Raw genomic sequence first — 6,604 nt, 5'->3', positions numbered from 1 at the left:
CCCGGCAATAAGAGTGTGGATCAAGGAGCGGAACTGGGGTGCGTGCATCGCGAGGCGGCGGAGGGAGCCACCGGAGGTGGTGGGTGGCGACCGACGAGCCGGGGTACCCGTGCATCACGCAGTGATGGACGGGGAGCGATGACGCGAGCTGCGTGCCCCAGCCCCGCGGCGCCGCGTCCCCTATTGCCGGTCGCTCCAAGCCGTTCCTCGCTCAAGGGAGATCCGTGAAGTCCGCCTCCATCACGTACTCACAGTCGAGGTAGCCCGATGACCGCAAAGGCGACTACACAACGACTCCGGGTGCTTCTGATCACCCACTACTTCCCACCCGAGGTCGGCGCCCCGCAGGCCCGGCTCGCCGAGACCGCCCGGGAATGGGCCGCGGACGGCGTCGACGTGACAGTCCTGACCGGGATGCCCAACCACCCCACCGGAATCATCCCGCCGGAGTACCGCGGTGCGTGGCGACGAGTCGAACACCGCGACGGTTACCGTGTGGTACGGACGTGGGTGTACGCAACGCCGAACAAGGGCATCGTGCGGCGGACTCTCGGTCACCTGTCGTTCATGGTGACCAGCGTGCTGCTCGGCGGGAATGCGGCCGGTGGGGCCGACGTCATCGTCGTGTCGTCGCCGACCTTCTTCCCGCTCGGTTCGGCATGGCTGCTGGCGCGCCTGCGGCGGGCCCGCCTGGTGGTCGAGGTCCGCGACCTGTGGCCGGCAATCTTCGTGCAGCTCGGGGTGCTGCGTAACCGCCGTGTCATCGCCGTGCTCGAACGCCTGGAGCTCGCCGCCTACCGGGCCGCGGACGCCGTCGTCACCGTGACCGACGGTTTCCGGGATGACATCATCGGGCGCGGCATCCCAGCCAGGAAGGTCCACACCATTCACAACGGGGCCGATCTGCGCCGGTTCAGCCCGTCCGATCCGCCGTCGGCGGCCCTGGGTGCCCGATCCGGAGACACCCTCGTGGTCTACATCGGCGCCCATGGGATCTCCCAAGGCCTGCCCTCGGTCGTGGACACGGCCGCCGAACTCGTTGGAGAACCCGTACACATCGCCTTCGTCGGCGAGGGAGCCGACCGGCAGCGAGTCGCCGACCGGGTGGCCGAACGTGGTCTCACCAACGTCACCATGCATGCTGCGGTACGCCACGACGAGGTTGCGGGAATCGTCGCCGCGGCCGACATCTGCCTTGTCCCGCTGCGGGACGTGCCCCTGTTCACCACGTTCATCCCGTCGAAGATGTTCGAGCTGCTGGCCGCCGGACGCCCAGTCATCGGCGCACTCGCCGGTGAGGCCGCCCGTATTCTCGCCGCGGCGGGCGGTGTTGTCGTTCCGCCGGAAGACCCCACCGCGCTCGCCGACGCGATCCGGAGCCTGGCCGGCGATCCGCACCGGCGCAAGGCGATGGGCGTGGCGGGGCGTGCGTACGTCACGGATCATTTCGACCGCGCGGTGCTTGCGCGCCGCTATCGCACCCTCCTCGAGGAGGTGACGGGCCGCTCGGCCGCCGTGCCGAAGCAGCGGACGGCGAATGTCGCTGAGCCGATCACGGTCAGGGCGACCGCCGTCTCCCCGCCGTCCGCAATCGTCCAGACAACCGATACCGGGCAGCGGGAGCTGACATGAGGATGTTGGTGACTGGTGGAACCGGCTTCCTGGGGCGCCGAGTCGTCGCCCGCGCGATCGGCGAAGGTCATCATGTGGTCGGGTTCGCCCGCAGCGCCGCAGCGATTCGCGCCCTCGAAGAGGCCGGCGCCGAAGCCGTTCCCGGCGACCTTGACGACCCGGCCTCGGTGGACGCCGCCTTCCGGGCGTCGAAGGGCAACATACTGATCAACCTTGCCTCGCTCGGGTTCGGGCACGCGGACATGATCGTGTCAGCGGCCGAAGACGCCGGACTGAACCGTGCGATCTTCATTTCGACAACGGCGATCTTCACAACGCTCCCGGCCTCGACGAAACGAGTTCGCACGCAGGCCGAATCAACGATTACCGGCAGCGGGCTCGACTGGACCATCCTGCGGCCCACGATGATCTACGGAGGGCCGGACGACCGCAACATGGCCCGCTTGCTCGCCGCCCTGCGCAGGTCAAAGGTGCTGCCACTGCCCGGCGGCGGCAACCGTCTTCAGCAGCCCGTCCACGTCGACGATCTCACCTCCGCCGTGTTGGAGGCGGCCCGGCGGGACACGACCATCGGTCGGACGTACACCATTGCCGGGCCCGAAGCGCTTACCTTCCGCACGATCGTCAAGGAGGCTGGAGCAGCGGTCGGTCGCCAGATCCTCACCGTTGCGCTTCCGTTGAGAGCCACTCTCGCAGTCGTGAGCGGTTACGAACGGCTGGCTGCCAGACCGAAGCTGCGTGCTGAGCAGATCGCCCGACTCGCCGAGGACAAGGCGTTCCCCATCGACGACGCGGCCGCCGACCTCGACTTCGACCCACGGCCATTCCAGCAGGGCATCCGAGCCGAAGCGGAGCTACTGGCATGACGGTTCTTCGTCATCTGCCAGAGCTCGATCCCGGTGCTGTCACCAGCTCCGCGGGCACGCAAGCGGGCCGATATCTCCGCACCGTCGCCTACCTTCAGCCGGGGCAGATCCTCGCCCGCGCGCGCCTGCGCACCCAGCGAGCATTCGCCTCCCGGATACCCCGGACCGCCGAACGGATACTCGGCCTGGCCGCGCCGGCTGGTGACAGCTGGCCGTGCTCCGCCAACTGGCCGCGCTCATTCGTGCCGTTCGACGGGCGCCATGCCGGCACCGGACCGGACCCGACCGAGATCCTGGACGGATCGCTGACTCTGCTCGGCCACACCCGCCGGTTGTACCGGCCCGGCGAGAACCCACGCGCGGCCGACTGGGTGCAGGCCGACGCGCCGCTGCTGTGGCGCTACCACCTGCACTACTGGGACTGGGCCTGGTCACTGACGGCCCATCCCGACCGTGATCAGGCCCGGTCGGTGTTCGCCCGGCTCTACACGTCCTGGCGGACCGCCACCGCGGCTCCCCGTGGCACCGCTTGGGCGCCCTACGTCGCGTCGCTGCGCGCATGGACGCTGTGCGCGCTGTTCGAACCGCTGGCCCGCAACAGCGCGGTCATGCCGACGATGCGCGCGGACCTCGGCCGGCACGAGGCCTTCCTGCGGCTCCACCTGGAAACCGACGTCGGCGGCAACCATCTCATCAAGAATCTCAAGGCCCTGATCGGCCTGGCGGTCACCATCGGAGACACCGCGGAGACCGGCAGGTACCACCCGTGGGTCGACATGCTGCGTGCCGAGGTCCGTCACCAGGTGCTGACCGACGGCGGTCACTTCGAACGGGCTCCCGCCTACCACTGCCAGGTACTCGCCGATCTCGACGACGTGGTCGGCCTGCTGGCGGCCACCGCGGCGGCGGTACCCGACGAGTTGACCGACGCGGTCATCCGCATGCGACAGTGGCTGCGCGTGGTCGTCGGGCCGGACGGCAGCGTGCCCCTGCTCAACGACGGTTACCCGGTCCCCGCCGGCGCCGTCGCCGACCTGCTGTCCGGTGGAGTCGCGCCCACGAGGCGGACGTCCGGCCGGAGCCCGACAGGGCTCCGGCTGCTCGCCGAGACCGGTCTCGCGGCCCTGCGTGCGGGACGCTGGCATCTGCTCGCCGACGTCGGGCCCGCGTGCCCGGACACGCTGCCCGCGCACGCCCATGCCGACACGCTCGCGTTCCTGCTCTGGTGGGACGGCGCCCCGCTGATCGTCGACACCGCGACCTCGACCTATGAGCCGGGGCCTGTCCGCGCCGCCGAGCGCTCCACCGCGGCGCACGCGACGGTCGTCATCGACGGGATCGACTCGACCGAGGTCTGGGGTGCGTTCCGCGCCGGTCGCCGGGCCCGTCCGACCATCATCCAGATGGCGGTGGACGGCGGCGAGGCCGCCCTCACCGCGTCCCACGACGGCTACCGGAACCTGCCTGGACACCCGACACACCAACGCCGCTTCCGCGTCAGCGCCGATCGGGTGCGCATCGACGATCGGGTGACCGGCGCTGGACGCCACCAGGTGGAGGTCCACTTCCCGCTCGCGCCCGACACCGGCGCCACCGTGGAGGACCCCGCGCGCACCGTGCGGATCCGCACCGCGGCCGGGCAGGAGATCATCCTGCACACCCGGGTCACCGATGCGGGTGCCACCGCCGCACCACGATCGTCAGGGCGCTGGGACCTCCGCCCGGCTCGGCGGGCCGTCGGGTGGCAGCACACGGTGCCGGCACTCACCGTCGTCTATGTCATCGACACGCAGCTGCCGATCGAGATCCGTACGGACCTCGCTGCCGTCCGGCAGACGACCGGGAAAACCGGCAGGAACGCGCGCGGCCTGCATATGGAGAAGGCGAGACAAACATGAAGCAGGTAGTGCAGGCCGTCCGGGGTGGCGCGGTCGAGGTCCTCGACGTTCCCGCCCCCAGGATCGGGCCCACCGAGGTCCTTGTCCGGACCATGGCGAGCATCGTCTCCCCCGGCACCGAACGAGCGGTGACGGCACTTGCCCAGTCAGGGCTGGTGGCGAAGGCTCGGGCCCGTCCCGACCTGGTCCGCCAGGTGGCGGCACGGGCCCGGACCGACGGGATTTCCACAGCCGTCCGGGCAGTTCAGGCACGGCTCGGCGGAGACGTACCGCTCGGCTACAGCGCTGCGGGCACCGTGGTGGAAATCGGAGAGATGGTCAGTGGAATCTCCCCGGGCCGGCTTGTCGCAACCGGCGGGGCCGGCTGGGCCAGCCATGCCGAGGTGCAGGCGGTGCCCGGTCTGCTCTGCGTACCTGTTCCGGACGGGGTCGAGGCCACCGACGCCGCGTTCGCCACAGTCGCTTCGATCGCCCTGCACGGATTGCGCCTCGCCGATGTCGGACCGGGCGCAAAAGTGGTGGTCGCGGGCCTCGGGCTGGTCGGTCAGCTCGCCGCCCGGATCGCGCTCGCGAGCGGATGCGACGTGGCCGGTGTCGACATCGCTGATCTACCGCTGGCCGCCGCCGCGCGGGCCGGCGTCCACACGCTGCGGGAACAGGGCGAGGCGACAACCGCTGAGGTGCTGCGGTGGACCCGCGGCCGGGGCGCCGACGCTGTGCTGGTCTGCGCCGCCACACAAACCTCGGAACTGATGGCCCGGGTGCCGACTCGCTGCCGGGACCGCGCCACGGTCGTGGTCGTCGGCGACGTCGGCCTCGATCTGGACCGCACCCCCTTCTACGACCGGGAACTGTCGGTACGCTTCGCGCGCTCGTACGGGCCTGGACGCTACGAGCGCGCGTACGAGGACTGGGGAGTCGACTACCCAGCCGGGCAGGTCCGCTGGACCGAAGGCCGCAATCTGGAGGCTGTCCTTGATCTGCTCGCCACCGGCCGGCTGACAGTCAAGGATCTCGTCACGCACAGTTTCGCGATCGACGACGCGACCGCCGCCTACACCCTGATCGAGAGCAGGAGCGAGCCGTACCTGGCTATCCGCTTCGACTATGACACCGCCCGAACCCTCAGGGAAACCATCGTCCTTCCCACGCCGCGGACGAGCGCGGCGCATCGGCCGCGCCTGCTGGAGCTACCTGGGATACCAAAGCTGCCGGGCCTGCCAGGGCAGCGCCGTGCCGTGGACACGGACAGACCGGCCGCCTCTGGCGGTCGCCACGCAGTGGGCTGGATCGGCGCCGGAGCCTTCTCGTCCGCTGTGCTGCTCCCGGCCTTCCGTGCTGCCGGCTTCGACCGGTTCATAGCGGTGAGCTCCGCCAGCGGCCTGACAGCCAGGCGGTTCGGCGAACGCGCGGGGTTCACCAAAGTCGCGGGCAGCGCGGAGGCCGTCATCACCGATCCCGATGTCGGCGTGGTCGTCATCGCAACCCCGCACGACTCCCATGCCGATTTGGTCGTGACGGCGCTCGACGCGGGTTGCCATGTCTGGTGCGAGAAGCCGCTCGCGCTGTCCTTCGAGGAGCTGGAGAAGGTCGATGCCGCCGCACGTCGTAATGACCGGGTCCTCTTCGTTGGTTTCAACCGTCGCTGGTCGCCCGCTGCCACACTCGCCCGAGAGCACCTTGAGCGCCGGACGTCTCCCCTCACGCTGGTCTACCGGGTCGCGGCCGGGCCGGTCAGCGACAAGCACTGGTACGCCGACCGCCGCCAGGGTGGGCGCCTGCTCGGGGAGGTGTGCCACTTCGTCGACACCTGCATGTTCCTCAATCCCTCAAAGATCATATCGATACGGACGCACGCCGCCGGAGCCCATGGCGCTCCGGCCGTCGATGACGTGACGGTCGTTCTCGGGCACGTTGACGGGTCGACCTCGGTCATCGTGTACTCCTCGGCCCGCCCGCCCGGGATCGGCAAGGAACGCGTGGAAGCTCTCGCGGGCGATCTGCATCTCGTCCTCGACGATTTCCGCGATCTGACCGTCGCCGGGCGCAGCGTCTGGCACGGGCGCCAGGACAAGGGCCATATGGCCGCCGTCGGCGAGTTCCGCCGGCGGATCGGGGGCCGGGGCGGCGACCAGAGAGCAGCCTGCGGCCTGGACTCCACGTTCCATGTCCTGGCCGCGGCGGCTGCGACAGCCCAGGCAACCGCCC

Annotated in this window: 4 protein-coding genes; all 4 read left to right on the top strand. The window is 70.1% G+C overall.

Features of this window, described 5'->3' with window-relative positions:
* The first annotated feature begins 267 nt into the window (after positions 1–267).
* Positions 268–1,632, top strand: a complete 1,365-nt coding sequence (locus MJ785_RS06170; protein WP_239380172.1) for a glycosyltransferase family 4 protein — start codon at positions 268–270, stop codon at positions 1,630–1,632.
* Positions 1,633–1,634: 2 nt separating this feature from the next.
* Complete coding sequence (locus MJ785_RS06165) at positions 1,635–2,498, top strand: SDR family oxidoreductase (RefSeq protein WP_239372565.1); 864 nt, start codon at positions 1,635–1,637, stop codon at positions 2,496–2,498.
* Positions 2,495–4,396 carry a heparinase II/III family protein gene (locus MJ785_RS06160; protein WP_239346281.1) on the top strand — a complete coding sequence of 634 codons (1,902 nt, stop codon included), beginning with the start codon at positions 2,495–2,497 and terminating at the stop codon, positions 4,394–4,396. The genes MJ785_RS06165 and MJ785_RS06160 overlap by 4 nt, the downstream gene beginning before the upstream one ends.
* The coding region (locus MJ785_RS06155) for a bi-domain-containing oxidoreductase (protein ID WP_239380171.1) at positions 4,393–6,604 on the top strand (2,212 nt) is incomplete at its 3' end. The genes MJ785_RS06160 and MJ785_RS06155, both read left to right, overlap by 4 nt.

This window comes from Protofrankia sp. CiT1 (assembly GCF_917627335.1).
In the GTDB taxonomy this organism is placed as follows: Bacteria; Actinomycetota; Actinomycetes; order Frankiales; family Frankiaceae; genus Protofrankia.
The sequence above is the reverse complement of the archived record's forward strand: the minus strand, read 5'-3'. Positions and strand labels throughout refer to the sequence as shown.

Excerpts from the sequence above, each read along its gene's own strand:
- MJ785_RS06170 (WP_239380172.1), top strand. The coding sequence starts at position 268 with ATGACCGCAAAGGCGACTACACAACGACTCCGGGTGCTTCTGATCACC.
- MJ785_RS06160 (WP_239346281.1), top strand. The coding sequence starts at position 2,495 with ATGACGGTTCTTCGTCATCTGCCAGAGCTCGATCCCGGTGCTGTCACC.
- MJ785_RS06165 (WP_239372565.1), top strand. The coding sequence starts at position 1,635 with ATGTTGGTGACTGGTGGAACCGGCTTCCTGGGGCGCCGAGTCGTCGCC.